Origin of the sequence: Pseudomonas alliivorans, assembly GCF_017826695.1 — a bacterium.
GTDB lineage: Bacteria > Pseudomonadota > Gammaproteobacteria > Pseudomonadales > Pseudomonadaceae > Aquipseudomonas > Aquipseudomonas alliivorans.
Map to the genome: position 1 here is coordinate 229,855 of NZ_JAFFZW010000005.1, position 26,787 is coordinate 256,641.

Annotated in this window: 29 protein-coding genes; 9 read left to right on the forward strand and 20 right to left on the reverse strand. The window is 59.0% G+C overall.

Annotation, left to right across the window (positions count from 1 at the left end; translation table 11 throughout):
- Positions 1-5: 5 nt before the first annotated feature.
- From JTJ32_RS15820 to JTJ32_RS15845, 6 genes are all read right to left on the reverse strand, one after another.
- Positions 6-1,040: a hydrolase gene (locus JTJ32_RS15820; RefSeq protein ID WP_210042594.1), complete on the reverse strand. Its 1,035-nt coding sequence runs from the start codon at positions 1,038-1,040 to the stop codon at positions 6-8.
- A gap of 284 nt (positions 1,041-1,324) precedes the next feature.
- The gene (gene rsmD, locus JTJ32_RS15825; protein WP_210042595.1) at positions 1,325-1,909 is read right to left on the reverse strand and encodes a 16S rRNA (guanine(966)-N(2))-methyltransferase RsmD; all 585 of its coding nucleotides are present in this window, start codon (positions 1,907-1,909) and stop codon (positions 1,325-1,327) included.
- Positions 1,909-3,372: a M16 family metallopeptidase gene (locus tag JTJ32_RS15830; RefSeq protein WP_210042596.1), complete on the reverse strand. Its 1,464-nt coding sequence runs from the start codon at positions 3,370-3,372 to the stop codon at positions 1,909-1,911. The genes rsmD and JTJ32_RS15830 overlap by 1 nt, the downstream gene beginning before the upstream one ends.
- Entirely contained in the window at positions 3,369-4,721 is a 1,353-nt protein-coding gene (locus JTJ32_RS15835) for a M16 family metallopeptidase (protein WP_099229409.1), read from the reverse strand. Before JTJ32_RS15835 ends, JTJ32_RS15830 begins: the two co-directional genes overlap by 4 nt.
- A 406-nt stretch (positions 4,722-5,127) precedes the next feature.
- Entirely contained in the window at positions 5,128-6,591 is a 1,464-nt protein-coding gene (locus tag JTJ32_RS15840; RefSeq protein WP_210042597.1) for a M16 family metallopeptidase, read from the reverse strand.
- Positions 6,588-7,940: a M16 family metallopeptidase gene (locus JTJ32_RS15845; protein WP_210042598.1), complete on the reverse strand. Its 1,353-nt coding sequence runs from the start codon at positions 7,938-7,940 to the stop codon at positions 6,588-6,590. The genes JTJ32_RS15840 and JTJ32_RS15845 overlap by 4 nt, the downstream gene beginning before the upstream one ends.
- A gap of 257 nt (positions 7,941-8,197) precedes the next feature.
- On the opposite strand from JTJ32_RS15845, the gene ftsY reads away from it, so the two are divergent.
- From ftsY to rpoH, 4 genes are all read left to right on the forward strand, one after another.
- Positions 8,198-9,706, forward strand: a complete 1,509-nt coding sequence (gene ftsY, locus JTJ32_RS15850; RefSeq protein WP_210042599.1) for a signal recognition particle-docking protein FtsY — start codon at positions 8,198-8,200, stop codon at positions 9,704-9,706.
- Positions 9,703-10,374 (forward strand): cell division ATP-binding protein FtsE, encoded by a 672-nt coding sequence (ftsE, locus tag JTJ32_RS15855; protein WP_004884405.1) that lies wholly within the window; start codon positions 9,703-9,705, stop codon positions 10,372-10,374. Before ftsY ends, ftsE begins: the two co-directional genes overlap by 4 nt.
- Positions 10,371-11,405 carry a permease-like cell division protein FtsX gene (gene ftsX / locus JTJ32_RS15860; RefSeq protein ID WP_210042601.1) on the forward strand — a complete coding sequence of 345 codons (1,035 nt, stop codon included), beginning with the start codon at positions 10,371-10,373 and terminating at the stop codon, positions 11,403-11,405. Before ftsE ends, ftsX begins: the two co-directional genes overlap by 4 nt.
- 114 nt (positions 11,406-11,519) lie before the next feature.
- Positions 11,520-12,374 (forward strand): RNA polymerase sigma factor RpoH, encoded by an 855-nt coding sequence (gene rpoH / locus JTJ32_RS15865; protein ID WP_004884403.1) that lies wholly within the window; start codon positions 11,520-11,522, stop codon positions 12,372-12,374.
- 47 nt (positions 12,375-12,421) lie between these two features.
- On the opposite strand, the gene JTJ32_RS15870 is transcribed toward rpoH, so the two are convergent.
- The 4 genes from JTJ32_RS15870 to mtgA form a co-directional block, all read right to left on the reverse strand.
- A complete protein-coding gene (locus tag JTJ32_RS15870) occupies positions 12,422-12,733 on the reverse strand; it encodes a DUF7683 domain-containing protein (protein ID WP_408004598.1) in 312 nt (103 codons plus the stop codon).
- Between the two features lie 113 nt (positions 12,734-12,846).
- On the reverse strand, positions 12,847-13,086 hold the full coding sequence (locus JTJ32_RS15875; RefSeq protein ID WP_210042602.1) for a DUF7683 domain-containing protein: 240 nt from the start codon (positions 13,084-13,086) through the stop codon (positions 12,847-12,849).
- Positions 13,083-14,300: a colicin E3/pyocin S6 family cytotoxin gene (locus JTJ32_RS15880; protein WP_210042603.1), complete on the reverse strand. Its 1,218-nt coding sequence runs from the start codon at positions 14,298-14,300 to the stop codon at positions 13,083-13,085. Before JTJ32_RS15880 ends, JTJ32_RS15875 begins: the two co-directional genes overlap by 4 nt.
- A gap of 480 nt (positions 14,301-14,780) precedes the next feature.
- Positions 14,781-15,491: a monofunctional biosynthetic peptidoglycan transglycosylase gene (gene mtgA, locus JTJ32_RS15885; protein WP_210042667.1), complete on the reverse strand. Its 711-nt coding sequence runs from the start codon at positions 15,489-15,491 to the stop codon at positions 14,781-14,783.
- Positions 15,492-15,571: 80 nt separating this feature from the next.
- Between mtgA and JTJ32_RS15890 the strand changes: the two genes are divergently transcribed.
- From JTJ32_RS15890 to trmB, 4 genes are all read left to right on the forward strand, one after another.
- On the forward strand, positions 15,572-15,952 hold the full coding sequence (locus JTJ32_RS15890; protein ID WP_024686367.1) for a DUF423 domain-containing protein: 381 nt from the start codon (positions 15,572-15,574) through the stop codon (positions 15,950-15,952).
- A 110-nt stretch (positions 15,953-16,062) separates the two neighbouring features.
- Positions 16,063-16,263: a sulfur carrier protein ThiS gene (gene thiS, locus JTJ32_RS15895; protein ID WP_210042604.1), complete on the forward strand. Its 201-nt coding sequence runs from the start codon at positions 16,063-16,065 to the stop codon at positions 16,261-16,263.
- A 54-nt stretch (positions 16,264-16,317) separates the two neighbouring features.
- The gene (locus JTJ32_RS15900) at positions 16,318-17,112 is read left to right on the forward strand and encodes a thiazole synthase (protein WP_184321910.1); all 795 of its coding nucleotides are present in this window, start codon (positions 16,318-16,320) and stop codon (positions 17,110-17,112) included.
- A 97-nt stretch (positions 17,113-17,209) separates the two neighbouring features.
- Positions 17,210-17,857 (forward strand): tRNA (guanosine(46)-N7)-methyltransferase TrmB, encoded by a 648-nt coding sequence (trmB, locus tag JTJ32_RS15905; protein ID WP_213014107.1) that lies wholly within the window; start codon positions 17,210-17,212, stop codon positions 17,855-17,857.
- Between the two features lie 289 nt (positions 17,858-18,146).
- Here trmB and JTJ32_RS15910 read toward each other — a convergent pair whose 3' ends face one another.
- The 9 genes from JTJ32_RS15910 to JTJ32_RS15950 all read right to left on the reverse strand — a co-directional run bounded on the left by JTJ32_RS15910 (position 18,147) and on the right by JTJ32_RS15950 (position 24,825).
- Positions 18,147-18,470: a DUF3392 domain-containing protein gene (locus JTJ32_RS15910; RefSeq protein WP_004884392.1), complete on the reverse strand. Its 324-nt coding sequence runs from the start codon at positions 18,468-18,470 to the stop codon at positions 18,147-18,149.
- Between the two features lie 9 nt (positions 18,471-18,479).
- The gene (gene hemW, locus JTJ32_RS15915; RefSeq protein WP_099229418.1) at positions 18,480-19,694 is read right to left on the reverse strand and encodes a radical SAM family heme chaperone HemW; all 1,215 of its coding nucleotides are present in this window, start codon (positions 19,692-19,694) and stop codon (positions 18,480-18,482) included.
- The gene (gene rdgB / locus JTJ32_RS15920) at positions 19,691-20,287 is read right to left on the reverse strand and encodes an RdgB/HAM1 family non-canonical purine NTP pyrophosphatase (protein WP_180274393.1); all 597 of its coding nucleotides are present in this window, start codon (positions 20,285-20,287) and stop codon (positions 19,691-19,693) included. Before rdgB ends, hemW begins: the two co-directional genes overlap by 4 nt.
- The gene (locus tag JTJ32_RS15925) at positions 20,284-20,718 is read right to left on the reverse strand and encodes a DUF4426 domain-containing protein (RefSeq protein ID WP_184321904.1); all 435 of its coding nucleotides are present in this window, start codon (positions 20,716-20,718) and stop codon (positions 20,284-20,286) included. The genes rdgB and JTJ32_RS15925 overlap by 4 nt, the downstream gene beginning before the upstream one ends.
- A gap of 24 nt (positions 20,719-20,742) precedes the next feature.
- Positions 20,743-21,363 (reverse strand): methionine biosynthesis protein MetW, encoded by a 621-nt coding sequence (gene metW, locus JTJ32_RS15930; protein ID WP_004884384.1) that lies wholly within the window; start codon positions 21,361-21,363, stop codon positions 20,743-20,745.
- Positions 21,364-21,370: 7 nt separating this feature from the next.
- Entirely contained in the window at positions 21,371-22,510 is a 1,140-nt protein-coding gene (metX, locus tag JTJ32_RS15935; RefSeq protein WP_099229420.1) for a homoserine O-succinyltransferase MetX, read from the reverse strand.
- Positions 22,511-22,678: 168 nt separating this feature from the next.
- A complete protein-coding gene (locus tag JTJ32_RS15940) occupies positions 22,679-23,269 on the reverse strand; it encodes a YggT family protein (RefSeq protein WP_099229421.1) in 591 nt (196 codons plus the stop codon).
- Between the two features lie 26 nt (positions 23,270-23,295).
- Positions 23,296-24,114: a pyrroline-5-carboxylate reductase gene (gene proC / locus JTJ32_RS15945; RefSeq protein WP_184321900.1), complete on the reverse strand. Its 819-nt coding sequence runs from the start codon at positions 24,112-24,114 to the stop codon at positions 23,296-23,298.
- Positions 24,115-24,138: 24 nt separating this feature from the next.
- Positions 24,139-24,825 carry a YggS family pyridoxal phosphate-dependent enzyme gene (locus JTJ32_RS15950; protein ID WP_184321898.1) on the reverse strand — a complete coding sequence of 229 codons (687 nt, stop codon included), beginning with the start codon at positions 24,823-24,825 and terminating at the stop codon, positions 24,139-24,141.
- 55 nt (positions 24,826-24,880) lie between these two features.
- On the opposite strand from JTJ32_RS15950, the gene JTJ32_RS15955 reads away from it, so the two are divergent.
- A complete protein-coding gene (locus JTJ32_RS15955) occupies positions 24,881-25,915 on the forward strand; it encodes a type IV pilus twitching motility protein PilT (RefSeq protein WP_210042605.1) in 1,035 nt (344 codons plus the stop codon).
- A gap of 55 nt (positions 25,916-25,970) precedes the next feature.
- Here the strand turns inward: JTJ32_RS15955 and JTJ32_RS15960 are convergent, their stop codons facing one another.
- The gene (locus tag JTJ32_RS15960) at positions 25,971-26,654 is read right to left on the reverse strand and encodes a C40 family peptidase (RefSeq protein WP_184321896.1); all 684 of its coding nucleotides are present in this window, start codon (positions 26,652-26,654) and stop codon (positions 25,971-25,973) included.
- Between the last annotated feature and the right edge of the window lie 133 nt (positions 26,655-26,787).

The following is a 26,787-nucleotide window of genomic DNA, read 5'->3' on the forward strand; positions in this document are numbered from 1 at the left end:
CGGCGTCAGCTCAGGTAAGGGTTATCCCGTTCGTGGGCGATGCTTAGCCACAGTGGAATGCGTCGCTCCAGGTAATAGCCCGGATTGCGCAGCGAGCCCTCGACGAACCCGACATGTCCTCCCTTGGCTTGCAGTTCGAACTCCGTGCAGGGTGAAAGCTCCTCAGGCTCGGGCAGGCTGTGCGGGAAGACGAAGGGGTCGTCCGCTGACTGGATGATCAACGTCGGCGTCTGAATCTGGCCCAGGTAATAGCGGCTCGAGGCTTTGCGGTAATAATCCTGGGCATCGGTAAAACCGTGCAGTGGCGCTGTCACCCGACCATCGAAGTTCCAGAAGGTGCGCATGTTTTCCAGAGAGCCCAGCGCTGCCAGTTCCGCCAGCCCTTCGCTGAGACCTTCGTTCTGGAAGCGGTTCTGCTTGTCGCGGATGTAGGCCAGCATCTCACGCATGAAGTGCCGCTGATAAACCTTGGAGAACCCCTGTCCGATCCGATTGGCGCACTCATCCAGCCGAAACGGTACCGAGACCGCTACTGCGCCGAGCAACTCACTGTTCGCGCCGGATTCACCCAGGTACTTGAGCAGCACATTGCCACCCAGCGAATAACCCACGGCATAGAGCGGCGCCAGAGGGCGCAGTGATCTGAGGTGCGCGATGACTTCGGCCAGGTCTTCGCTTGCGCCGGAATGGTAACTGCGCGACAGCAGGTTCGGCTCGCCGGAGCAGCCGCGCCAGTTCAACGCCACACTTGCCCAACCCTGCGTCGCGAGCGCTTTCTGCAGGCCGGCCACATAAGGCGAGTTCGATGAACCGGTCAGGCCATGCAGCACCAGCACCAGCGGCGCATCGACCCGATGCGGCCCATGCCAGTCCATGTCGAGAAAGTCCCCGTCCTGCAGCCACATCCGTTCACGCGTGCGCGCCAGCAACGTCCGCTTGCGCCACAGCGGCCCCCACAGTGTTTGCAGATGCGGGTTGCCCAGGCCGGACGCTGGTGTGAACGGAGTGACATGGAACAGAGAAGTGGGGCTGGTAGGCACAGTCTTGCTCGTCGATGAATTCGGTGGCTGACAGATCGTACGTTGCCACTAACTGGAGCGGGATGTAAGAGGGGGCGGGTCGAGTGGTGGCTCATGCTGACCGTTCGCCTGGCTGCACGACCCTCGTCATTGGCAACGTCTCGCAGCAAACATCGGACTGTGGGAGGCGGCCTGCCAGCGATGGCGTCAGTCCAGCTATGAGGTGTCTCATCAGATATCCCATCGCCGGCAAGCCGCCTTCCACACCTGGATAGCCTATGGCTATTCTAACGATTGCCTAAATCCTATCCCCGCTGCCAAAGTGCGTAATACACCTGTCCGGCTTTTTTCTCGCGATGCAGCCGCCAGGCGCCTGGCAGGCCGGTCGTCGAGGGCGGCGTTTCGCTTTCGGTGTAGATCCACGCCTGGTCGGCGAGCCAGCCACGGGTTTCCAACAGGTTGCAGGCCGAGGCCAGCAAACCTTGGTGGAAGGGCGGGTCCAGGAAGACCACGTCGAACGGCGAGGCCACGGCGGTTTCCAGATGGCGCAGTGCGTCGGTGTGGGAAACCTGGCCGGTGGTGCAGTTCAGCGCGGTCAGGTTCTGGCGCAGACTGGCGATGGCTGTGGCGTTGCTGTCCAGCGCTAGGCCCATGCTTGCACCGCGCGACAACGCTTCGAAATACAGCGCGCCACTGCCGGTAAAAACATCCAGCACCCTGGCGCCCGCGATATAAGGCGCCAGCCAGTTGAACAGGGTTTCGCGCACGCGATCAGGCGTCGGGCGCAGGCCGGGGGCGTCGGGGAATGTCAGCTTGCGACTGCCCCATTCGCCGCCGATGATGCGAAGCTGACCCAGGCCGTTATGACCCTTCGGACGTGGATTGGCCATCAGTGCTCCGGAACCCCTGCAGGTTGACGAGTGGGTTTGTCGGTCGGCGCCGGCAGTTCTTTCTGCGGCACGGTCGGGCCGACGGTCACAATGACCATCTTGTCGACATCCAGATGCTTGTTCATCGCTGCCTTGACCTGCTCGACCGTTACGCTCTGGGCGGCGGTCATGTAGTCCTCGAGGTAAGTCAGCGGCAGATCATAGAAGCCGATGGCGCCCAGCTGCGCGACGATGGCGGAATTGCTGGCTGCGGTCAGCGGGAAGCTGCCGGTCAGTTCGCGCTTCACGTCGTCGAGTTCTTTCTGGGTCGGACCGTTGGCGAGGAAGTCCTTCACAATGCCCTGTACCAGCTTCAAGGTGTTTTCATTCATCTCGGCGCGGGTCTGCAGGTTGATCATGAAAGGCCCTTGGGCCTGCATGGCACTGAAACCGGACGAAACGCCGTAGGTCAGACCGCGCTTTTCGCGCACTTCTGTCATCAGGCGACTGCCAAAACCGCCGCCGCCCAGGACCGAATTGCCTACGGTCAACGCGGCATAATCCGGGTCGTTACGCGTAATGCCCAGTTGGGCCAGCATCAAAAGGGTCTGGTTGGAGGGAAACTCGATGTGCGTGACGCCGGCCTTTGGCTCTACCGCGTCGGCAACTTTCGCCAGCTCAGGACCTTTTGGCAGTGCGGCCGAAACCTCTGCTGCAACAGCCTGTGCTTCTTCCTTCGACAGATCACCCACCAGCGCGATCACCGCATTGCCAGCAGCGTAGCCCTTGGCGTGGAATGCCTTGAGCTGAGCCAGTGTGATGGCATTGATACTTTTGGCATCGCCATCGCTCGGGTGTGCGTAGGGGTGGTCACCGTACAGCTTCTGGAACAGCGCCTTGCTGCCGATGGTGCCGGGGTTCTGCTTCTGGTATTCGAAGCTGGCGCTCAACTGGTTCTTGATGCGCGCCAGCGAGTCGGCCGGAAAGGTGGGCTTGCCGACCACTTCGCTGAACAGTTTCAGGGCGGGTTCACGCTTGTCGGGGGCGCTCAGGCTGCGCAACGACGTGACGGCCATGTCGCGATAGGAGCCGTTTTCAAACTCTGCACCCAGACCCTCGAAGCCCTGGGCGATGGCGCTCACATCCTTGCCCTTGACGCCTTCGTTGAGCATGGCATTGGTCAGCAGGGCGATGCCGGGCGTCTTCTCATCCTGGCTGCTGCCTGCGGCGAAGATCAGGCGCATGTCGATCATCGGCAGTTCGCGGGATTCGACGAACAGCACCTTTGCGCCTTCGGCGGTGTTCCAGGTCTGGATGTTCAGCGCGCGGCGAGCCGGTGCCTTGCCATCCAGTTCCTTGAGCGTTTGCAGGTTGCTGCCCAGTGGCTGTGCGGCAACGTCGTCCGCAAGAGCAGGCTGGATGGCAAAGGTACCGGCCAGGATCAGGCCAAGCAGCGCATGACGTGGAGCGTTGCGCTTGATCATTTGGCTTTCTCCTCAGGCAGAACGTGCGCGATGCTGAGGCGCTCGCGTGTGAAGTAGGTGTTGGCAGCCTTCTGGATGTCCTGAGGCGTCACGCTCTGCAGGGCTTCCAGTTCTCCGTCCATCAATTTCCAGGACAGGCCGACGGTTTCCAGTTCGCCGATCATGGTCGCCTGGCTGGTAATCGAATCGCGCTCGTAGACCACGCCAGCGATGACCTGGGCCCTTACACGCTCCAGTTCTTCAGCAGAAGGTGCCTTGGTTTTCAGGTCGTCCAGCAGGCGCCAGATACCGGCTTCTGCGTCAGCCAGGGTTTTCTTCTTCTGGGCGTTGGGTGTGGCGCTGATCATGAACAGGCTGTCACCACGGGCAAAGGCGTCGTAGCGGGAGGATGCCGCCGACACCACTTCCTCGCCGCGCTCCAGTCGCGATGGAATGCGTGCGCTGTAGCCGCCATCGAGCAGCGCTGCAATCAGGCGCAGGGCATTGACCGAGCGCTGATCTTCCGCCGTGGCCACGCTGGGCACGTTGAAGCCGTAAAGCAGGCTCGGCAGTTGGGTTTTCACATGCAGAGTGATCTTGCGCTCGCCGGGCTCGGCCAGTTCAAGCGGTTTTTTCGACGGCGGCACGTCACGACGCGGGACAGGGCCGAAGAAGCGTTCAGCCAGGGCCTTGACCTCATCCGGCTTGACGTCGCCGACCACCACCAGTGTGGCGTTGTTCGGTGCGTACCAGGCTTCGTACCAGTGGCGCAGTTCCTCGACCTTCATGCGCTCAAGGTCGGCCATCCAGCCGATGGTCGGGGTGTGATAGCCGCTGGCGGGGTAGGCCAGCGCGTTGAAGCGTTCCAGCGCCTTGCCAAGCGGCTTGTCGTCAGTGCGCATGCGGCGCTCTTCCTTGATGACTTCGATCTCGCGGCTGAACTCGTCGGGCGGCAGCTTCAGGGTCGCCATGCGGTCGGCTTCAAGTTCCAGCGCGACGCTCAGGCGATCGCTGGCCAGGACCTGATAGTAGGCGGTGTAGTCGTTGCTGGTGAAAGCGTTCTCTTCGGCACCCAGATCGCGCAGGATCAGAGAAGACTCGCCCGGCCCGGTCTTGCTGCTGCCTTTGAACATCATGTGTTCGAGGGCGTGGGACAGACCGGTCTGGCCCGGTGTCTCGTAGCTGGAGCCAACCTTGTACCAGATCTGGGAAACCACCACAGGCGCACGGTGATCTTCGCGGACGATGACCTTCAGGCCATTGTCGAGGGTGAATTCATGAGTGGGTTGCGGATCGGCGGCCAATGCTGTCAGCGGCAAACAGATTGTGCTGAACAACAGGCCTGCAGCACGGCGGGCTAGAACATTCATTCGTGGTTTGAACCTGTAGGACGGCCTGCGTGAACTTAGCGTCGGCAGGCGCGGGGGTATTAGGATACTGGTCCGTACGCATGAGAAACAGTCTTCACTGGCTGAATGCGAGTGAAAACTGTTTGAAACGAAGCTGCACGATACCCGTAGAAGAGATTGCCCAGCGAGCACGCAGCCCGGAACGCAGCCTTTTTTGCATGTCAGAATCTTTCAGAATCGCCCTCGTGACGCTCGGCAATCCTGAGATAGCTGTTCTTTCTGCCCGGTTCCAGCGATGACTGAAGAATTCCGAATGTGGCCGAAGGGAAGAAAGGCCTGTGGCGGTTCTCCATCAGATTGCGGGTTCAGGTCGGCAACCTGATGGAGGGTCGAAGCCAGAAAGGCAGGTTTTACATCGTAATGGCAGTTAGTGCGCTTTGGCGTCAGCCGCTTGAGACGTTGGCTTTTCGATTGGCGCAGGTAGCTCTTGCTGCGTTACGGTAGGGCCTGCGGTCACTACGATCATCTTGTCAGCACTCAGGTGTTTGCTCATTGCGGTCCTGACTTGCTCGACCGTCAGGCTCTGGATGGCTGCCATGTAGTCATCGAAATACGATATCGGCAGATCGTAGAAACCAATATCGGCCAATCGGGAGCCAATGGCGCCGTTGCCCGCTACCTCCAGCGGGAAGCTGCCGATTATTTTGCGTTTGACGTGCTCCAGCTCATTCTGGGTCGGACCATTGGCGAGGAAGTCACGCACAAGCTCCTGAACCAGCTTCAAGGTGTTTTCACTCATCTCGGCGCGGGTCGGCAACTCGATCATGAAAACGCCAGGAGCCTTTGGGGTCTGGAAGCTGGACCAAACGTTGTAGGTCAGACCGCGTTTTTCACGTAATTCAGTCATCAGACGGCCGCCAAAACCATTCCCGCCCAATATCGAATTGCCCGCCATCAGTGCAGCATAATCCGGGTCGTTACGCGTGATGCCCAACTGGCCCAGCAACATTTGCGTCTGGCTGGAGGGGAACTCGATGTGCGTTGCGCTTGCTTTGGGTTCGACCGGATCGTCCGCTTTCGCAAGTTTCGGCCCCTTTGGCAGCGACGCTGAAACCTGCGCTGCGATGACCTGAGCCTCTTCCCTGGAAAGATCGCCGATCATCGCAATCACGGCATTGCCAGCGGCATAGCCCTTGGCGTGGAATGCTTTCAAGTGCGCCTGGGTAATTGCGTTGATGCTTTTTTCATGCCCATTGGTTCGATGGGCATAGGGATGATCACCATAGATTTTTTTGTACAGTTCATCCCAGGTAATGACGCCGGGGTCCCGCTTGCCATTCTCGATATTGGCAATCATCAGGCTCTTCAGGCGCGTCACCGCATCGCTCGGGAAGGTAGGCTTGCCGACGACTTCGCTGAAAAGTTTCAAGGCTGGCTCACGCTTTTGCACCGCACTCAGGGTGCGCAGCCAAACCGTGGCCCTGTCCTCATATGCCCCGGTTTCAAGTTGGGCTCCCAGAGCCTCGAAGCCCTGTGCGATTGCGGTTGCGTCCTTGCCATTGATGCCTTTGTCGAGCATGTGGCTGGTCAGCTTGGCGATGCCCGGTGTCCTGTCATCCTGGCTACTGCCTGCAGCGAAGGTCATAAATATGTCCAGCATCGGCAGTTCGTGTGCCTCGACGAACAACACCTTGGCCCCCTCAGCGGTGTTCCATGTCTGGATGTTCAGCGCACGGCGAGCCGGTGCCTTGCCATCCAGCTCTTTGAGGGTCTCCAGTTTGCTGCCCAGAGGCGGTGTGGTTGCCTCATCTGTCAGATCGGACTGGGCAATGGAGGTATCGGCCATGACCCGGCCAGAAATCGTACGAGGTATATCGGTGCGCGTGTTCATTGGACTTTCTCCTCTGGCAGCACATGGGCGATGCTGAGGCGCTCGCGGGTGAAATAGAGGTTGGCGGCATTCTGGATGTCCTGCGGCGTCACGCTCTGGAGTGCTTCTTGCTCGCCGTCCATCAACTTCCAGGGCAGGCCAATGGTTTCCAGTGTTCCGATCATGGTGGCCTGGCTCTCGATCAGGTCACGCTCGTAAACCATGTTTGCAATGACCTGTGCCCGGGCGCGTTCAAGTTCTTCAGCAGAAGGCAGTATGGTCTTCAGGTCCACCAGCAGGCGCCAGAGGCCGGCTTCGACGTCCGCCAGGGTTATTTTCTTCTGGGGATTGGGGACAGCCTTGATCATGAACAGGCTGTCGCCGCGCGTGAACGCGTCGTAGCTTGTGGAGGCTCCAGACACCAGCTCTTCGCCGCGTTTGAGTTGCGTTGCAATACGTGCGCTGCGACCGCCGTCCAGCAATGCTGCGATAAGACGCAGTGCATTGACCGAGCGCATGTCTTCAGCCGTGGCCATGCCTGGAACGTTGAAGCCGTAGATCAGTCTGGGCAGTTGGGTGTTGACGTGCAGGGTAATTTTGCGCTCGCCCGGTTCGGTAAGCTCCAACGGTGTTTTCGACGGTGGCAGGTCGCGGCGTGGAATAGCGCCGAAGAATCGTTCTGCCAGTGCTTTGACTTCGCCCGGCTGTACGTCACCGACCACCACCAGCGTGGCATTGTTGGGTGCGTACCAGGCTTCATACCAGCGGCGCAGTTCTCCGATCGTCATGCGCTCAAGGTCGGCCATCCAGCCAATGGTCGGATTGTGGTAACCACTGGAGGGGAAGGCGAGAGCGTAGAAGCGTTCAAGCGCCTTGCCCTGCGGATCATCTTCGCTGCGCATGCGCCGCTCTTCCTTGATGACTTCGATTTCGCGGCTGAACTCGTCGGCGGGCAACGTCAGAGTCGTCATGCGATCTGCTTCCAACTCCAGCGCTACACCCAGAAGATCACGAGCCAGTGTATGGTGGTAGACGGTGCAGTCATCACTGGTATATGCGTTCTCTTCAGCGCCCAGGTTTCGCAGGATCAGCGAATACTCGCCCGGTCCGGTCTTGCTGCTGCCCTTGAACGTCATGTGTTCAAGGGCGTGTGACAGACCTGTCTGCCCCGGCATCTCGTAGCTGGAACCGATCCTGTACCAGAGCTGGGAAATCACCACCGGAGCCCGGTGGTCTTCGCGGACAATGATCTTGAGACCGTTGTCGAGGGTGAATTCGTGAGTGGGTTGCGGATCGATGGTCGATGCCGTCAACGCTAGATCGTGTGTGCTGAGCGGTAATGCCGCAGCACTGCGGGTTAAGGTATTCATCCGTGAATTTGAACCTGATCTGGTGCGACCGCCTGAACTTAGCGTCGGCAGGCGCGAGGATGTTAGGATAATGGGGTGTTTCGTGAGAAACAGCTTTCACCTGTCAAATGCGGGTGAACCTGTTTGAAACGAAGCTGAACCATATCCCAACAGAGGGCTGCAAAGTGAACATGCAGTCCTAAATACAGTCTGTTTTTACTGTCAGAATTTTCCGGATCGCGCTCTGGCGTCCCGCAACCTTGAGATAGCCGTCCTCCATGTTTGGTTCTAACGACGACAAGAAGACCCCAGCTGCCGCTGGAGAGAAGAAAGGCCTGTTCGGATGGCTGCGTAAAAAGCCGCAGGAAGCCGAGCCGGCGCCGCAAGAGTCAACTGCTGCACAGCCTGAACCCGTCGTTGAAGCGACGCCGCAGGTTGAGCCTCTGATTGCCCCTCAATCCGTTCCCCAGGCTGCGAAGCCGCAGCCGCATGTGGAGCCGGGCGAGCCTTCGCCGCAGCCCTGGCTGACGTTGCCGGTGGCCGAAGAGTCGGTGGCGTTGATCGACGAGCTCGAGCCCCACGTCACGCCACCGATTCCCGAACAGCATCACGTATCGTCGACACCTCAATACGCAGCGGTACCTGCTCCAGAGCCTCGGCCGGAGCAGGCGCCTGTCGCCGATGTTGTGCCGGTCAGCGTTCCCGAGCCGGTACTGCTCGAGCCTGCGCCTGTCGCAGAACCTGTGGTCGAACCCGTTGTCTCTGCGCCAGTTGCGCAGCCGGCTCCGCAGGCCGTCGAGCCTGTTCAGGCGCTCGCGCCTGTCACGGCTCCGGTTCAAGAGCCTGAAACCGGCAAGGTCGGCTTCTTTGCCCGTCTCAAGCAGGGCCTTTCGAAAACCAGCGCCAGCATCGGCGAAGGCATGGCCAGCCTGTTTCTGGGCAAGAAGGCCATCGACGATGACCTGCTCGAAGAAATTGAAACCCGCCTGCTGACGGCCGATGTCGGTGTGGAGGCGACGTCGGTCATCATCCAGAGCCTGACCCAGAAGGTCGCCCGGAAACAGCTGACGGATGCTCAGGCGCTCTATACCTCGCTGCAAGGCGAGCTGGCTACGATGCTCAAGCCGGTCGAGCAGCCGCTGGTCATCAAGGCCGAGCACAAGCCGTTCGTGATTCTGGTCGTAGGCGTCAACGGCGCAGGCAAGACCACCACCATCGGCAAGCTGGCCAAGAAACTGCAGCTTGAAGGCAAGAAAGTCATGCTGGCCGCAGGCGATACCTTCCGTGCCGCTGCCGTCGAGCAGTTGCAGGTCTGGGGCGAGCGCAACAGGATTCCGGTCATCGCCCAGCACACGGGCGCTGACTCCGCTTCGGTCATCTTCGACGCCGTGCAGGCCGCCAAAGCGCGGGGTATCGACGTATTGATCGCGGACACCGCAGGTCGTCTGCACACCAAAGACAACCTGATGGAAGAGTTGAAAAAGGTGCGCCGCGTGATCGGCAAGCTCGACGCAGATGCGCCGCACGAAGTGCTGCTGGTGCTCGACGCGGGCACCGGTCAGAACGCGATCAACCAGGCCAAGCAGTTCAATCAGACGGTGACACTGACCGGTCTTGCCCTCACCAAGCTCGATGGCACCGCCAAGGGCGGCGTGATCTTCGCGCTGGCCAAGCAATTCGGGCTGCCCATTCGTTACATCGGCGTGGGCGAAGGTATTGATGACCTGCGCACCTTCGAAGCCGAACCCTTTGTTCAGGCTCTGTTTGCGGAGCGGGAGCGTCCATGATTCGTTTCGAGCAGGTCGGTAAGCGCTATCCGAATGGACATGTCGGGTTGCATGAACTGAGCTTTCGAGTACGTCGCGGCGAGTTTCTGTTCGTGACCGGTCATTCCGGGGCGGGCAAGAGCACGCTGCTGCGCCTGTTGCTGGCCATGGAACGCCCGACAACCGGCAAACTGATGCTGGCTGGCCAGGACCTTGGCCAGATCAGCAATGCGCAGATCCCGTTCCTGCGTCGGCAGATCGGTGTGGTGTTTCAGAATCACCAGTTGCTGTTTGATCGCACAGTGTTCAACAACATCGCGCTGCCCTTGCAGATTCTCGGGCTGTCCAAGCCTGAAATCGCCAAGCGCGTCGATTCGGCGCTGGATCGCGTGGCGTTGTCCGACAAGGCTGACCTGTACCCCGGTGACCTCTCCACCGGCCAACAGCAACGCGTCGGTATTGCCCGCGCCATCGTTCACCGCCCGGCCTTGCTGCTGGCGGACGAACCGACCGGTAACCTCGATCCACGATTGGCAGCGGAAATCATGGGTGTGTTCGAAGACATCAACCGACTGGGCACCAGTGTGCTCATCGCCAGTCATGACCTGGCACTGATCGCTCGCATGCGGCACCGCATGCTGACCCTGCAACGCGGTCGTCTGATCGGCGACGGGGAGGCCGGGGTATGAGTGCCACACGCAGTCCTAAGGTTGCGGAGCGCGTCGCGCCCAAGGCCGCTGATCCCGCACCCGGAAAACAGAAAAAACAACGCCATGATCACGACGATGACGGGCCGGACTTCAGCACTCTGCTTTCAGCCTGGCTCGAAAGCCATCGCTCCAGTCTGGTCGACAGCCTGCGTCGTCTGGGCAAGCAGCCCATCGGCAGCTTCTTTACCTGTCTGGTGATGGCCATCGCCCTGAGTCTGCCCATGGGCTTGTCGCTGCTGTTGAGCAACGTCGAGCGTCTGGGCGGTTCCTGGCAGCGAGCAGCGCAGATATCGATCTACCTGAACCTGGACGCCAGCACAGCCGATGGCACTCGCATGCGCGACGAGATCAAGGCGATGCCCGGTGTTGCGGATGCCGAGTACATCAGCAGCGAGCAGGCACTGGGCGAGTTTCAGCAGCAGTCCGGACTGGGCGAGGCGCTCAAGGAACTGCCGGAAAACCCGTTGCCCGGCGTCGTGCTGGTAACACCCGATGAAGTCGACAAGCCTGCGCTGGAAGCCTTGCGCGCGCGCCTTGCCGAGCTGCCCAAGGTGCAGCAGGCCCAGCTCGATCTGGTCTGGGTCGAGCGCCTGGCAGCCATCCTCAAGCTGGGCGACCGGTTTGTGTTCGGCTTGACGGTTCTGCTGGTCTCGGCTTTGCTGTTGGTAATTGGTAACACAATACGTCTGCACATCGAGAACCGTCGCACCGAGATCGAAGTGATCAAGCTGGTGGGCGGGACTGACAGCTACGTGCGCAGGCCCTTCCTTTATATGGGCGCGCTGTACGGTTTCGGGGCGGGCATCCTGTCCTGGGGCGTACTTGCCTATGGCCTGAACTGGCTGAATGGTGCTGTGACCGGATTGGCGGGGCTGTACGGAAGTGACTTCGCGCTCACAGGTGTGCCGATGGGCGATGGTTTTTCGCTCTTGCTTGGAGCGGTGTTGTTAGGGTATATCGGTGCTTGGATTGCGGTCGCCCGTCACTTGCGTGAACTGGCGCCACGGTAGAGCTTAAATGGTTTCACCAGATTGGCTTCTGAAAATCAAGGAACTTGTCTCGCGGTTCCAAGTCAATCTGGCAGTGCTGAACTGCACATTTATGTGCGCTGGAGGTTTTTTCGTATGACCAATTCTTTGCAACCTGCTTATGCCTTAGTCCCGGGTGCGAACCTTGAGGCTTACGTGCATACGGTCAACAGCATTCCGCTGCTGACGCCCGAGCAGGAGCGTGAACTGGCTGAGAGTCTCTATTATGAGCAGGATCTGGGGGCGGCTCGGCAGATGGTTCTCGCCCACCTGCGTTTTGTCGTGCACATCGCACGCAGCTATTCCGGTTACGGTCTGGCTCAGGCTGACCTGATCCAGGAAGGTAACGTCGGTCTGATGAAGGCCGTGAAGCGGTTCAACCCTGAAATGGGTGTGCGTCTGGTGTCTTTCGCCGTGCACTGGATCAAGGCTGAAATTCACGAGTTCATCCTGCGCAACTGGCGCATCGTGAAGGTCGCTACGACCAAGGCGCAGCGCAAGCTGTTCTTCAACCTGCGCAGCCAGAAGAAGCGTCTGGCCTGGCTGAACAACGACGAAGTGCATCGCGTCGCTGAAAGCCTGGGCGTCGAGCCACGTGAAGTGCGGGAGATGGAAAGCCGCCTGACCGGCCACGACATGGCCTTCGACCCGGCAGCCGAAGCTGACGACGACAGTGCATTCCAGTCGCCGGCCAACTACCTGGAAGACCATCGTTACGACCCGGCGCGTCAGTTGGAAGATTCCGACTGGACCGACAACTCCACCGCCAATCTTCATCAGGCGCTGGACGTGCTGGACGAACGCAGCCGCGACATCCTCTACCAGCGCTGGCTGGCAGAAGAAAAAGCCACGCTGCACGACCTGGCGCAGAAGTACAACGTCTCCGCCGAGCGTATTCGTCAGCTCGAAAAGAGTGCGATGAACAAGCTCAAGACGTCGATAGCCGCGTAACGTAGCCGGTAACGCAAAACGCCCCGATCTGATCGGGGCGTTTTTGTTTAAAGGTCGTCAGCGTTGCATGTCAGTTGGTAGAAGTAATTTGGGTCATGGGTTTCATCACCGATGAGCTTGACGATGGCTGCCAACTGAGCGGCGTCCAGGTTGTAGCCTTCATCGCCCCACTGCTCGGATGTCCAGCCCATGATGCTTTTGAGCCGTTCGTCATTGCCGGCGGGGATTTCTTTTTCGAAAGCGAGAAATTCAGTTTTTTTATCGAATGCTTCAAGTAGGTATTTCATTGTTTCGATACTTTTAGGTCCGGCCGCTTTGGCCTGTGCCAAGTTATCTGGCCAGAAGTAAAGCGTCTTCACTGAGCGTATTCATCATCTTGAGAAGAAGAGTGCGATGCATACGCTCAGTACTCCAATAGCAGCGTAACGTGAAGCGGTAAAAAGCTCCCTCAATTCGAGTAAGGCCGTCTTTGTTAATAGTCGTCAACGTTGCATGTCAATTGATAGTCGTAGTTTGGGTCGTGGCTGTCGTCACCTAGAATCTTAACGATGGCTTTCAATTGAGCATCGTCAAGGTTGTAGCCTTCATAGCCCAACTGCTCGGATGTCCAGCCCATGATGCTTTTGAGTTGTTCATCATTGCCGGCGGGGATTTCCCTCTCAAACGCCAGTATCTCGGTTTTTTTATCGAATGCTTCAAGTAGGTACTTCATGGTTCAATACTCCTTTTAGGGTCAGCATCTTTGGTCTGTGTACCTGTTTCAGGGTTGAATTCGCCTAAGTGTTTCCCTCGTTTATTGTACATTTCTACCATTCCATGCTGATAATCCCACTCCAGAATCAGCCCTTTTGCGATCCTCCATCGCTTTCTCAATCCCCCACCGCCCTTGACAGAAGTAAAACGCTTTATATTTACTGCCTCAGGAAAACCTTGAAGTGATTTTGGCGGAGGATGGTAGCCTGTTTCTGACAGACTCAGCGCAACATAGATAGGCTGTAAGCCAGTATCTACAGGGAAAACCAGAATCGCATCCCGATAATCGACGGGGAGCACTGGATTTTCGTGATTCTGTTGCGCCCGCTCGCTGGTCGGATAAACCAAGATCAGTTTTGGAAATGACTTGGCCTCAAGTGCAGGAACGCCTAGCACTTCACTTGTATCCGTTGCCGGTGTCCAGATCAGATTGATGCCTTGATCCAGTTCTGCCACGAATTCTTCGCCGCGCGGGACCGCTTTAACGATCGGAACCTTCTGCCACTCCGGATGGTTGCCTGTGTAGAATCCATAGGCATCTACACTGCCATCCGACAGCTGCTTGACGTTAAGTCGTACTTGCGTTCGGCCAAGCGTTAAGAGGTCGTACTGCTCGCGCTTGTAAAACGCACTGTCTTTGTCCGTATTGGCTGGCATCAGAAGCGCGAGTGTGCCAACCACAGCGCCTCTTGTTACGGCGGGGCTAACTGTTTTAGCGATGACTTCAAGAGACAAGCTGCCGCCAAGTCTCGCAGCAATATTTGTTGAACTGGACGCAGGGGTCAGAAGTTTCAGACTTGCAGGTCCCGACCCTATTGCAACGCCGGTACCAAGGGCCGCCCAGTCGCCATAATCCTCCAGGACTTCAACAACGCTGAAGTCGCAACGCGTCATACCGTCGATGACGCCGTTTGGCAGCTTTCGGGATTTGGAGAAGACATAGCCGCAGCGCTGGTCTTCTTCCTTTTTACGCTGCGCTAATATGATGGATCGCTCTTTTGACTCTCTTATGGCTCGATCCAGATACGCCTGTTCTCTCTCTGCTCTCTCTCTATAAAGTTTCTCTTCAGCGTTGCGAGCGGCGAGTTCAGTTTCTGTCAGATCATCGATGTATCTATATCCGCCTCCATCTCCGCCTGTGTGGCGCCATGTTTGATGTCTTCTTTTGCTCAAGGGTACGTTTCCGACGTTCTATCAAGAAGTCAGATTAAATATTTTAGATTCCTAAACAAGGTGCCGAGGTAAAATGAGATGGATACTACGAGAGTAAGTAAATAATCATACGTAGTGGTGGGGCGGTTTCATTCTTTCATTTTTGCTGTGCACAACCTTGCAGAAGTACCGCATCTGCGCAGAGCGTCAGTTGGGACAGGGCGGGATGAACAGGCTCTACATGTTGATCGCGCCGTGCTTAGTTTGGTAAAGCGGAACTCTTGAATTGATCGTGCCAACGCTGTGCGCGGGTGTACCGCTCGGAACGCTTTGCGTCCCGATGGTCCGATTGCCAGGACTTTTAGATGTAAACAACGGGAGGCGAAGCGTCAATCCTGTGGAAGTGAGCTTGCTCACGAACAGCCCGTCAAACCTGTTGAAGAAACATGCCGCAATCTTGGGATCGCTGCTCAAGGCACGCTTCCATAGGGTTCGTGCCCATCAAAACCGGCGGCTATGATTCAAATTCGCCAGATACCCACCCCCACCCAATTGCCGCATCTGCTGACGGATCCAGCCAGCGCGGCGGGAGACGTAGCTGCTGGGGTGGCTGGCGCTCCATTCGCGGGGGTTGGGCAGTACGGCGGCGAGGTAGCTGGCCTGCTGGACCGTCAGGGCGCTCGCGTTGACGCGGAAGTGGTGCTGCGCAGCGGCCTGGGCACCGAACACGCCTTCGTCCCATTCGACACTGTTGAGGTAAACCTCAAGAATGCGCTCCTTGGACCACAGCAGCTCAACGAGCATGGTGAACCAGGCTTCCAGGCCTTTGCGCAGGTAGCTGCGGCCGGACCACAGGAACAGGTTTTTCGAGACTTGCTGGCTCAGCGTGCTGGCACCGCGGATCGAGCCGCCGCGTTCGTTGTGCAGGATGGCGGCCTGGATCGCGTCGACATCGAAGCCCCAATGCTCGGCAAATTTCTGGTCTTCGCCAGCGATGACGGCAATTTTCAGGTTGTCGGAAATCTTGTCCCACGGCTGCCAGTCGCGCTGCAGGTCGATAGGCTGGCCGTCAAACCAGGATTCGACCTTGCGCTCCACCATCAACGCGGTGCCCGGCGGCGGTATCCAGCGGAAGATCAGAACCAGAATGACACTGCCGGCAGCGAACCATAGCAGGGCTTTGAGGAGGCGACGAAAGAGAGACTGCAGCATAGAGATGGCTTGGCCGAACCCGTTGAGCGGGCCATTATACAGACCGTGCGCCTTCGGACGATTTTTCACTGGAGTTCCTGATGCTTCGTAGCTTTTTAATGCTGGCCGCCTTCTTCGGTTTTACGGGCGTGGCCCTCGGTGCCTTTGCCGCTCATGGCCTGAAAGGGCGTCTGACAGCCGAATACCTGACCATCTTCCAGACCGGCGTCCTGTACCAGCTCGTTCATGCGTTGGCGCTGCTTGGTGTGGCTGTGCTCGCGGCGCAGCTTCCCGGACGACTGGTCACCTGGGCTGGCGTTTCGTTTGCCATCGGCATTCTGCTGTTCTCCGGCAGCCTGTACGCGCTGACCCTGACTGGCATCAGCAAGCTGGGCATCATCACCCCGTTCGGTGGTCTGGCGTTTCTGTTTGGCTGGGCGACCCTTGGGCTGGCGGCATGGCGACTGGGTTCTGCGCCCTGATCGCGGCGCAGATTACCGAGGTTGCTTGAGACGAATGGCGTGGCTTTGATTTGGTCATACCGGCTGATCGGGCTAGAATGCTGACCCCCTAAAATGATGGCTGCTCTCGCATGCACATTCAGTTGAACGGTGAATCCTTTGAATTGCCTGACGGTGCAACCGTCGAGGCGCTGCTGACCCGTCTGGAGCTCACCGGACGTCGCGTCGCAGTGGAAGTGAATCTGGATATCGTGCCGCGCAGCCAGCACGAAACCACCGCCCTGTCCGAAGGTGATCAGGTCGAAGTGGTCCACGCCATTGGCGGCGGCTAGTTCGCGGCACTGGACGGCGATGCCCCCTAATCTGCAAGTTGAAGAGGATTTCCGATGAACAATGTTCGCAGCGACAAGCCCTTCGTTCTGGCCGGTCGGACCTTTGAGTCGCGCCTGCTGGTGGGCACCGGCAAATATGTGGACATGGAGCAGACCCGTCTGGCCATTGAAGCCTCGGGTGCCGAGATCGTCACCGTTGCCGTGCGTCGTACCAACCTGGGCCAGAACCCGGGCGAGCCAAACCTGCTGGATGTGCTGCCGCCGGATCGCTACACCATCCTGCCGAACACCGCCGGCTGCTTCGATGCGGTCGAGGCGGTGCGCACCTGCCGCTTGTCCCGCGAACTGCTCGATGGCCGCAATCTGGTCAAGCTGGAAGTCCTGGCTGATCAGAAGACCCTGTTCCCCAACGTAATCGAAACGCTCAAGGCCGCCGAAGTGCTGGTCAAGGACGGTTTCGACGTGATGGTTTACACCAGTGATGACCCGATCATTGCCCGCCAACTGGCCGAGATCGGCTGCATCGCCATCATGCCGCTGGCCGGCCTGATCGGCAGCGGTCTGGGGATCTGCAATCCCTATAACCTGCAGATCATCCTGGAAGAAACCAAAGTGCCGGTGCTGGTCGATGCCGGTGTCGGTACCGCTTCCGATGCAACCATCGCGATGGAACTGGGTTGCGAGGCTGTGTTGATGAACTCCGCCATCGCCCACGCCCAGCAGCCGATCATGATGGCCGAAGCCATGAAGCACGCTGTAATTGCCGGTCGTCTGGCGTACCTCGCCGGGCGCATGCCACGAAAACTCTATGCCAGCGCATCTTCGCCGCTGGATGGCCTGATCAAGTAAGAGCCCGTTGATGACTGATTCGCACGTTCCGCACCCAGAGTCGCCTGCTACCGAAGAAGGCGAAGAGCGCCAACACCGCCGCATCAAGAGTTTTGTGATGCGTGCTGGACGCATGACCGAAGGCCAGCAGCGCGGTCTGGATCAGGGGCGTCCAAAGTTCGGCCTGTCCTTGACGGATGCGCCGGTCGATTTTGATCAGGTGTTCGGCCGCTCCGCGCCACGCACCCTGGAAATCGGCTTCGGCATGGGGCATTCGCTGCTGGAAATGGCCGCAGCTGCGCCTGAGCAGGATTTCATCGGTGTTGAAGTGCATTATCCCGGTGTCGGCGCATTGCTCAATGGGGTGCTGACTCAGGGCCTGACCAACGTGCGGGTCTATGACTGCGACGCCATCGAAGTGCTCAACCGCTGCATTGCGGACAACAGCCTGGATCGCCTGATGCTGTTCTTCCCGGATCCGTGGCACAAGAGCCGTCATCACAAGCGCCGCATCGTGCAGCCTGAGTTCGCGGCGCTGGTACGCAGCAAGCTGAAGACCGGTGGCGTGTTCCACATGGCGACCGATTGGGGTCCTTACGCCGAGTACATGCTGGAAGTGATGAGCGTCGCTCCGGGTTTCCGCAATCAGGCCGAAGACAACCAGTACGTGCCACGCCCGGCCGAACGCCCGATCACCAAGTTCGAACGCCGTGGCGAACGTCTGGGTCATGGGGTCTGGGATTTGAAGTTCGAGAAGGTTGATTGACCGTCTGAGGGCCCTGGGCGCCGCCACCATGCGGAGTGCTCAGCGTTATACACGCGCAAAACGGGGCCAAAGCTAAAGTGTCTGACTGGATGCGTATCCGTGGGAGGCGGCTTGCCGGCGATGGCATCCGTTCAGTCGCCGATAGGTCGCTTCAGAAAAAGCATCGCCGGCAAGCCGCCTCCCACTGTCAGTTGGTGCAGCAAGACTTATGCATGACGCTGAGTGCTCTGTCTTGGGAACGCATCCCGTGACGCTCGATGTCACATCCTGAAGCGGACGCAAAAAACCATCACTTCCTGTCCGCCACCACCCCGATCAGCACCAGGACCACCAACAGCACCGGCGCAAGGCTGTAGTTGTTGAACTGGCTCAGGCCGCGCACGACCCAAGGGGTGGCGTAGATCAGGGCCAGGCCGCTGCCGACGGTGCACAGCAGGGCCATGATCGGGATGCGCAAGGCACCTGCCATGCTGCCCACGCGCTGTTCAAGCCAGCCTTTGACATCCGAGCCGAACAGCACCAGCAGGCAGCCCACCAGCGCCAGAGCGATTTCTGAAAGGTTGCTGCGACTCCAGCGTGACACGGTGGCGAGCAGATCGAGTACGAGATCCATGCAGGTTCCTTAGATCAGAAAGTATTGCAACAAGTCGTTGAGGAAAAGCTGGCCTTGCGGCGTCGCTGCCAAACGTGTCGGATCGGTCTGCAACAGACCGCGCTGCTCCGCCTGTTTACGAGCGCTGACCAGTGAGTTGACGCTTAGACCCGTTCTTTCCTGAAATAATGCAGCGTCAACGCCCTTTGTAAGGCGCAGTGCGTTCATCAGGAATTCGAATGGCAATTCGTCCAGCGGCAGTAGCTTCATGCCCGCCTGAAAAGGCTTGTCCGGGTTCAGGTAATCCTTGGGCAGTCGTGTCTTCCATGTGCGGACAATACGCCCGTCCAGATGACTCAGTTTGCCGTGCGCACCCGCACCGATACCGATGAAGTCACCGAACGCCCAATAGTTCAGGTTATGCCGCGCCGGTTTGCCGGGTTGTGCATAGGCCGAGACTTCGTATTGCGCGTAGCCATGATCGGCCAACAGTTGCTGACCGGTTTCCTGAATATCCCAAAGGATGTCGTCTTCCGGCAGCACAGGTGGCTGGTTCCAGAACACCGTATTGGGCTCCAGTGTCAGCTGATACCAGGACAGATGCGTCGGTTTCAGTGCGATGGCCTGGCGCAGGTCATCCAGCGCTTCGTCCTGCGACTGATCTGGCAGGCCGTGCATCAGGTCCAGATTGAAGTTGTCGAAACCGGCCTGACGCGCCATGTCCGCTGCGCGGATCGCTTCGTCGCCATTGTGAATCCGGCCCAGCGCCTTGAGTTTGGACTCCTGAAAGCTCTGGATGCCGATGGAAAGCCGATTGATGCCCAGTGCGCGATAGGCGCTGAACTTGGCCTGCTCGAACGTACCGGGGTTGGCTTCCAGGGTGATTTCGATGTCGCTGGCGAACCGAATGCGTTGTTCCACACCTTTCAGCAGGCGTCCCAGCGCGTCGGCACTGAACAGGCTGGGCGTGCCGCCTCCGAAGAAGATCGATTGCAACTCGCGGCCGTAAACGTGTGGCAGGTCCTGATCCAGATCGGCCAGCAATGCATCGACGTATTCCTGCTCCGGCAGAACCGGACTTGCCGTGTGGGAGTTGAAGTCGCAGTACGGACATTTGCGCACGCACCACGGAATGTGGATATACAGCGACAGCGGTGGCAGGTGCGGCAATGCAGGGCGCGGGCTTTCGGACGAAAAACCGGTCTCGCCCAGGAACAGCGGCTGCGCAGGCGGATCGTGGATCATTTCAGGCCCAGGCGGTCGCGCAGCAGCACCATCGCGCGGGCGCGGTGGCTGAGCTGGTTTTTTTCGGCCGGTCCAAGCTCTGCGCTGGAGCAGTCGCGCTCCGGCACCCAGAACAGCGGGTCGTAGCCAAAGCCGTGTTCGCCGCTGGCCGCATGCAAAATCCGCCCGTGCCACAGGCCTTCACATAGAATCGGCAGGGGGTCATCGGCGTGCCGGACCAGTGCCAGTACGCACACGAACTGCGCGCCGCGTTGCTCGTCCGGAACGTCTTTCAGGGCTTCCAGCAGCTTGGCGTTGTTGGCCGCGTCGCCCTTGCCATCGGCGTAGCGCGCGGAATAGATCCCTGGCGCGCCGCCCAGAAAGTCCACGGCCAGACCCGAGTCGTCTGCCAGAGCAGGCAGGCCCGACAGGCGCGAGGCATTGCGGGCCTTGAGGATGGCGTTCTCGACGAACGACAGGCCGGTCTCTTCCGGCTCGATCTGGCTGAATTCGCCTACCGAGCGCAGGGTGACGCTGTCGCCGAGCATGGCCTGGAGTTCTTTGAGCTTGCCAGCGTTGTGGCTGGCCAGTACGAGTTGGGTAAGGTTCATCATTGGCCCGGAAAGAGTTCCTGGTTAAAACTGAAACGGTGGATAGTGCCGCCCGTCTGGACGGTAATGTCGAAAATTCGGACTTCCTGCTGTGGCACAGGGTACTGCGCCACGTAGCTCACCGCGCCGTATTCGATGACCGGCTTGAATTTCAGCGGCAGTGAAACGTTGGCCAGATCCCTGATCGTCCCACTGACCTGCGCCGCCTGCGGCTTGCCATCGCGGATCACCGAGATATTGATAACGCCCTGTTCCTTGCTGCGAATCAACTCGGCGCCTCTGGCGATGTCCGGCTGCAGCACCGTCGAATTGAAGGTGTTGTAGTGAACCGTGACGTCGCCGAAGCGTTCCTGACGGTTGCCCTTGATAGCGTCGGCTGCCAGTACGGGCAGGCCGAGGCTGGTAATCAGCAGAGACAGCATCAGGCGACGCATGTCGTTTTCCTCGAAAACGCAGTGTTACACGGCGATCCTGTGGTCCGTCAGCCCAGGGCTGGTGACCCGGTAAATACCGATTTCACCCAACAGATTAGGCCATAGCTTGCTGGCCCATCCGTGGCGATGCTGCTGATCGACGGCCAGTCGGTCGAGGACCTGTGCATCACGCTCGCGGCACAGTTCTTCGAAATCGCCGAAGGTGCAGAAGTGGATGTTCGGTGTGTTGTACCAGGTGTACGGCAGAAACTCGGAGACGGGCATGCGGCCCTTGCTCGCCAGATACCAGCGGCAGCGCCAGTGGCCGAAGTTCGGGAAGGTGATGATGCATTGCCGACCGACCCGCAGCATTTCGTCGAGGATCCGGTCCGGGTAATGCACGGCTTGCAGTGCCTGAGTCATGACCACGATGTCGAAACTGTTACTGGCAAAGTTGCCCAACCCTTTGTCCAGGTCCTGCTCAATGACATTGATGCCCTTGGCGACGCATTGGGCGATGTTGTCTGCGTCGTTTTCAAGGCCGTAGCCAGTGACCTGCTTGTGGTCACGCAGCCAAGTCAGCAGCTCGCCGTCACCGCAACCCAGGTCAAGCACACGGCTGCCAGCGGGAATCCATTCCTGGATGATTTCCAGATCGGCTCTCATGACATCCTCACAGCGAAATTCGATTCATGTAATGACTGAAAGCCTGCAGATAGCGCGGGATAGGGATCAGAAAGGCGTCGTGACCCTGAGGCGCATCGATTTCCAGGTAGCAGACGTCCTTGCGGGCGGCCATCAACGCATCCACCAGTTCGCGGGAGCGGGCTGGAGAGAAGCGCCAGTCGGTGGTGAAAGACATCACGCAGAATTTTGCGGTGGCGTTGGCGAAGGTTTTGGCCAGGTCATCGTTGAAGTTCGCTGCCGGGTCGAAGTAATCCAGCGCTTTGGTCATCAACAGGTAGGTATTGGCGTCGAAACGCCCGGAGAACTCTTCACCCTGATAACGCAGGTAGCTCTCGACCTGAAATTCGACACTGTGAAAATCGTAATTGAGCTTTTCGCTCTTCAGGCCGCGGCCAAATTTTTCACCCATCGAGTCATCCGACAGATAGGTGATGTGGCCGACCATACGTGCCAGCATCAGGCCTCGCTTGGGGATCACGCCACGTTCCTGGAACGAGCCGCCGTGGAATTCGGGGTCCGTGAGAATGGCCTGGCGGGCGACTTCGTTGAAGGCGATGTTCTGCGCGGACAGCTTGGGTGCCGAGGCGATTGCCAGGCAGTGACGCACGCGTTCCGGGTAACTGATGGTCCATTGCAGCGCCTGCATACCGCCCAGACTGCCGCCGATGACCGCAGCCCACTGGGCGATGCCCAGCACGTCGGCCAGTCGGGCCTGGCTGTTGACCCAGTCTTCCACGGTCACGACCGGGAAGTTGGCGCCGAAAGGCTTGCCGGTGTCCGGGTCGATGCTGCTGGGGCCGGTCGAGCCGTTGCAGCCGCCCAGATTGTTCAGGCTGACAACGAAGAACTTATTCGTATCGATAGGCTTGCCGGGACCGATGCAGCTATCCCACCAGCCGGGCTTGCGATCGTCGACGCTGTGAAAGCCCGCCGCATGATGATGCCCGGACAGCGCGTGACAGATCAGCACGGCATTGCTGGCCGTGGCATTGAGTTGACCGTAGGTTTCGTAAATCAGGTCGTAGGCCGGCAGCGAACGACCACACGCCAGCGCCAGAGGCTCGCTGAAATGGGCCAGTTGCGGTGTGACCAGACCGACAGAATCATGGGGAAAGACCGTGGGCATCGACCCTGTTCTCGCTTGAATGAGGCGTAAGTCTAAAGACCGTGGGGTGTAGCGGCAATAAGGGAATAGCCGTCAGGCGGACTGGGTCAGTGGTGGAGCGGACCTGGACATGCATTCCAGCGGCAGAGCGTACCCACACAGCGTATGGGTACGATCTTTATCGACGGATTACATCAACAAACGCAGCACTTCTGGCATATCGCTCATGGCCGCAAGGTTGTTGATGACCAACATGTCCAGCAGCTTGAGCACGATAAAGGCCAGGATCGGCGAGATATCGAGGCCACCCAGGTTTGGCACGATTCTGCGGAAGGGGGCCAGTGCCGGTTCGCAGATCTGATTGACCAGTTCCGCACCAGGATTGTGGCTGCCCGGCGCGACCCAGGACAGGATCACGCTGGCGATCAGGGCGAAGAAGAATATCTTCAGGAAGAGGGCGGTTACGCTGATGATCGACCAAAGCAGCAGATGCAGCGGATCGCCCGTGGTGCCGGAAATCAGCAGCAGGGTAAGGGCCATCAGAATCATCTGGACGATGATCGCCAGCACCAGAGACGACATGTCCAGTCCGAAAATGCTCGGAATGATACGTCGCAGCGGCTTGAGCAGCGGCTGAGTGGCCTTGACGATGAACTGGCTCAGCGGGTTGTAGAAGTTGGCGCGTACCAGTTGCAGCACGAAGCGCAGCAGGATGAGCATCAAATACAGACTGCCGAGGGTTTGCAGGACGAAAATTGCAGCGGTGTTCAATCCGATCATCAATCTGCTCCGAAAAAGACCTGAAGTTATTTGCCCAGTTGCTCAGCCAGTTCGGCTGCGCGGTGGTCGGCTGCGGTCAGCGCGGTTTGCACCAACGCTTCGAAACCACCCGCCTGAAATGCCTTGATCGCTGCTTCTGTGGTCCCGCCCGGCGAGGCAACACGACGGCGCAATTCGCCTGCATCCACCTCACTGCCAGTGGCAATCAGCGCCGAGCCGAGTGCGGTTTGCAGGGTGAGCTTTTTAGCGATGTCTTCCGGCAGGCCCAGTTTCACACCTGCGGCGGTCATGGCTTCCATCATCAGAAAAAAGTAAGCAGGGCCGCTGCCGGATACCGCAGTGACGGCATCCATGTGCTTTTCCTGCTCGACCCAGACGGCGATCCCGACGGCGGACAGCATCTGCTCGGCCTGTTCGCGCTGTGTCGCGGTGACATTCGCGGTGGCGTAGAGGCCGCTGGCACCCTGACGCAACAGCGAAGGCGTATTGGGCATGCAGCGTACCACCGGCTGGTCGCCCAGCCATTGGGTGAGGCTGGCGCAGGTGATGCCGGCAGCAACCGAAACAATCAACTGATGCGCTTCCAGGCTGGATTTGAGGGCTTCGCACACGGCTTTCATCAACTGTGGTTTGACCGCGAGCACCACAACGTTCGCACCCTTGACCGCTTCGGCGTTATCGGCGAAGACTTTGATGCCGTGCTCGGTCGAAATGCGCTCACGGGTTTCAGCACCCGGTGCGCTTGCACAGATCAGGCTCGCTTCCACACCCTGGGCCCGCAATCCGCCGATCAGGCTGGAGGCCATGTTTCCGGCGCCGATGAAGGCGATACGCGTCTTGCTCATGAAAGGGGGTCCTTGTCTGAAAAGTTAGGGCTGACCGTAGTCGCGGGCGCCAAAGAGGGCGGTGCCGATCCGTACCCAGGTCGCGCCTTGAGCGATGGCGGCTTCCAGGTCGTGGCTCATGCCCATGGATAGGGTGTCGAGCGGCAGGTCCAAGTGATCCTGCAGCGTGCGCACAGCCGCAAAGGCCGCTGCCTGCTCGGCCTGGTCTTCGGTCGGCTCGGGAATCGCCATCAGGCCGCGCAGCTTCAGGCGCGGCAGGGCGCTGATGGCCGCGGCCAGTGCAGGCAGATCTTCTGGCGTGCAGCCGGACTTGCTGGCCTCGCCACTGACATTCACCTGAATGCAGATGTTGAGCGGCTCCAGACCTTCAGGGCGCTGCTCGGAAAGGCGTTGAGCAATTTTCAAGCGATCCACGGAATGTACCCAGGCGAAGTTTTCTGCGATTGCGCGCGTCTTGTTCGATTGAATGGGGCCAATGAAGTGCCAGCACAAGGGCAGGTCGGCCAATTCGGCCTGTTTGCCGAGGGCTTCCTGCAAATAATTCTCGCCAAAGTCACGCAATCCGGCAGCGTAGGCTTCCCGCAACGCGCTGGAGGGCTTGGTTTTGCTCACCGCCAGCAGGCCAACCGAGGCCGGATCGCGCTGCGCCGCGAGAGACGCTGTACGAATTCGCTGTTCGAGCGTTGAAATGTTCGCTGCTATCGTGGACATTGATTTGCGCCAGCAGGGCTAAAGTCTGCGGCATTCTATGTGATTGAGGAGCTGTATGGATATTACCGAGCTGCTGGCCTTCAGTGCCAAACAGGGCGCGTCGGACTTGCACCTCTCTGCAGGCCTGCCGCCGATGATCCGTGTCGACGGCGATGTGCGGCGGATCAACCTGCCTCCGCTCGATGCCAAAGAAGTCAAGGCGCTGATCTACGACATCATGAACGACAAGCAGCGCCAGGTCTTCGAGGAGTCTCTGGAAACCGACTTCTCGTTCGAAGTGCCGGGTGTCGCGCGGTTCCGTGTCAATGCGTTCAACCAGAATCGTGGCGCCGGTGCGGTGTTCCGGACCATTCCCTCCCGGATCCTGAGCATGGAAGATCTGGGCATGGGCAATGTGTTTCGCAAGATTGCAGACGTGCCTCGCGGCCTGATTCTGGTCACAGGTCCAACCGGGTCCGGTAAATCGACCACGCTGGCGGCGATGATCGACTACCTCAACTGCAACAAGCATCACCACATCCTGACCATCGAGGACCCGATCGAATTCGTCCACGAATCCAAGAAGTGCCTGGTCAACCAGCGCGAAGTGCATCGCGACACGCTCGGGTTCTCGGAGGCTTTGCGCTCGGCATTGCGTGAAGACCCGGACGTGATTCTGGTGGGCGAGCTGCGCGATCTCGAAACGATTCGTCTGGCCCTGACCGCTGCTGAAACCGGTCACCTGGTGTTCGGCACGCTGCACACGACGTCAGCGGCCAAGACCATCGACCGGGTGGTGGACGTGTTTCCGGCCCAGGAAAAATCCATGATCCGCTCGATGCTGTCCGAGTCGCTGCACGCCGTCGTGTCGCAGTCACTGCTCAAGAAGGTCGGCGGCGGCCGGATCGCTGCTCATGAAATCATGATGGGTACGCCTGCGATCCGTAACCTGATTCGCGAAGACAAGGTGGCCCAGATGTATTCGGCCATCCAGACCGGAGGCTCACTGGGCATGCAGACGCTGGACATGTGCCTGGCCGATCTGGTGAAGAAAGGCCTGATCACACGCGAAAGCGCGCGCGAGCGTGCCAAGGTGTCCGACAACTTCTAGGATTGGAAAGGGGGGGAGATGAGACAGGCCTGCGCAGAGGCAGGCCTTGGGGATATCAGCGCTGCACAACCCGCATTTGCGTGGTCTGCTTGGGCAGTACGCGCTTGGCGATCTTGTAGTGGCTGTTCCAGTACGGCTTGTTCAGCGTGTCCACAGTGACAGCCTTGCCACGACGCGGTGCATGGACGAACTTGTTGTCGCCCAGATAAATCGCCACATGGTTGACGTTGCGGCTCTTGATGTTGAAGAACAGCAAGTCACCCGGTTTCAAATCCTTGCGATCCACCGTCTGGCCGTGGCCTTGAGCCATGGCATTGGACGTGCGTGGCAAATCCACTTCGCGAACGTCGCTGTACGCGTATTTCACCAGCCCACTGCAATCCAGACCCTTGCCTGGCGTTGTACCGCCCCAGCGATAGGGCGTGCCGACCGTCTGCAGCGCACGTTTCACAACGGCGTTGCCCTGTTTGGCATTGCCAGCGTTCAGTGCCTGAACGTGGGCAGCCTTGGCGGAATTCTTTCGCGAAACCGGCGTCTGAACGGCGCGGGTGGTTCGCGTTGCATGTGGAATGACGGTGGCTTCCTGAGGCGCATTGCGCGTTGCGATCGCGGGCGTAAGGTGACTTTTAGCGGTGTAACCCGAGAAGCTCGCAGGAAGCTGTTGCTCACGATTGGTGGCGTGGGCGGCCAGTGGCATAAACAGGCAAATGGTTAGCCATGTCTTGAAAAAAGGACGCATTCGGCAAGGCTCATAGTGGTCAGCGCGCAACTTTATAACAGCTTTTTTGAAAATTCTGACCCCATTTGTCGAGTGATTCACAGTGGCATCATTGCAAAATGCGCGAAAGACTCTTTCTCTTTTCTCCGTAATC

Excerpts from the sequence above, each read along its gene's own strand:
- ftsX (WP_210042601.1), top strand. The coding sequence starts at position 10,371 with ATGAGTGCCACACGCAGTCCTAAGGTTGCGGAGCGCGTCGCGCCCAAG.
- JTJ32_RS15890 (WP_024686367.1), top strand. The coding sequence starts at position 15,572 with ATGCTTCGTAGCTTTTTAATGCTGGCCGCCTTCTTCGGTTTTACGGGC.
- JTJ32_RS15940 (WP_099229421.1), bottom strand. The coding sequence starts at position 23,269 with ATGATCGGATTGAACACCGCTGCAATTTTCGTCCTGCAAACCCTCGGC.
- metW (WP_004884384.1), bottom strand. The coding sequence starts at position 21,363 with ATGAGAGCCGATCTGGAAATCATCCAGGAATGGATTCCCGCTGGCAGC.
- JTJ32_RS15835 (WP_099229409.1), bottom strand. The coding sequence starts at position 4,721 with ATGAATGTTCTAGCCCGCCGTGCTGCAGGCCTGTTGTTCAGCACAATC.
- JTJ32_RS15900 (WP_184321910.1), top strand. The coding sequence starts at position 16,318 with ATGAACAATGTTCGCAGCGACAAGCCCTTCGTTCTGGCCGGTCGGACC.
- JTJ32_RS15910 (WP_004884392.1), bottom strand. The coding sequence starts at position 18,470 with ATGGATCTCGTACTCGATCTGCTCGCCACCGTGTCACGCTGGAGTCGC.
- thiS (WP_210042604.1), top strand. The coding sequence starts at position 16,063 with ATGCACATTCAGTTGAACGGTGAATCCTTTGAATTGCCTGACGGTGCA.
- JTJ32_RS15925 (WP_184321904.1), bottom strand. The coding sequence starts at position 20,718 with ATGCGTCGCCTGATGCTGTCTCTGCTGATTACCAGCCTCGGCCTGCCC.
- JTJ32_RS15955 (WP_210042605.1), top strand. The coding sequence starts at position 24,881 with ATGGATATTACCGAGCTGCTGGCCTTCAGTGCCAAACAGGGCGCGTCG.
- rpoH (WP_004884403.1), top strand. The coding sequence starts at position 11,520 with ATGACCAATTCTTTGCAACCTGCTTATGCCTTAGTCCCGGGTGCGAAC.
- JTJ32_RS15845 (WP_210042598.1), bottom strand. The coding sequence starts at position 7,940 with ATGAATACCTTAACCCGCAGTGCTGCGGCATTACCGCTCAGCACACAC.
- ftsY (WP_210042599.1), top strand. The coding sequence starts at position 8,198 with ATGTTTGGTTCTAACGACGACAAGAAGACCCCAGCTGCCGCTGGAGAG.
- rsmD (WP_210042595.1), bottom strand. The coding sequence starts at position 1,909 with ATGGCCAATCCACGTCCGAAGGGTCATAACGGCCTGGGTCAGCTTCGC.
- rdgB (WP_180274393.1), bottom strand. The coding sequence starts at position 20,287 with ATGATGAACCTTACCCAACTCGTACTGGCCAGCCACAACGCTGGCAAG.
- proC (WP_184321900.1), bottom strand. The coding sequence starts at position 24,114 with ATGAGCAAGACGCGTATCGCCTTCATCGGCGCCGGAAACATGGCCTCC.
- JTJ32_RS15840 (WP_210042597.1), bottom strand. The coding sequence starts at position 6,591 with ATGAACACGCGCACCGATATACCTCGTACGATTTCTGGCCGGGTCATG.
- hemW (WP_099229418.1), bottom strand. The coding sequence starts at position 19,694 with ATGATCCACGATCCGCCTGCGCAGCCGCTGTTCCTGGGCGAGACCGGT.
- mtgA (WP_210042667.1), bottom strand. The coding sequence starts at position 15,491 with ATGCTGCAGTCTCTCTTTCGTCGCCTCCTCAAAGCCCTGCTATGGTTC.
- JTJ32_RS15875 (WP_210042602.1), bottom strand. The coding sequence starts at position 13,086 with ATGAAGTACCTACTTGAAGCATTCGATAAAAAAACCGAGATACTGGCG.
- JTJ32_RS15960 (WP_184321896.1), bottom strand. The coding sequence starts at position 26,654 with ATGCGTCCTTTTTTCAAGACATGGCTAACCATTTGCCTGTTTATGCCA.
- trmB (WP_213014107.1), top strand. The coding sequence starts at position 17,210 with ATGCGTGCTGGACGCATGACCGAAGGCCAGCAGCGCGGTCTGGATCAG.
- JTJ32_RS15950 (WP_184321898.1), bottom strand. The coding sequence starts at position 24,825 with ATGTCCACGATAGCAGCGAACATTTCAACGCTCGAACAGCGAATTCGT.
- metX (WP_099229420.1), bottom strand. The coding sequence starts at position 22,510 with ATGCCCACGGTCTTTCCCCATGATTCTGTCGGTCTGGTCACACCGCAA.
- ftsE (WP_004884405.1), top strand. The coding sequence starts at position 9,703 with ATGATTCGTTTCGAGCAGGTCGGTAAGCGCTATCCGAATGGACATGTC.
- JTJ32_RS15830 (WP_210042596.1), bottom strand. The coding sequence starts at position 3,372 with ATGATCAAGCGCAACGCTCCACGTCATGCGCTGCTTGGCCTGATCCTG.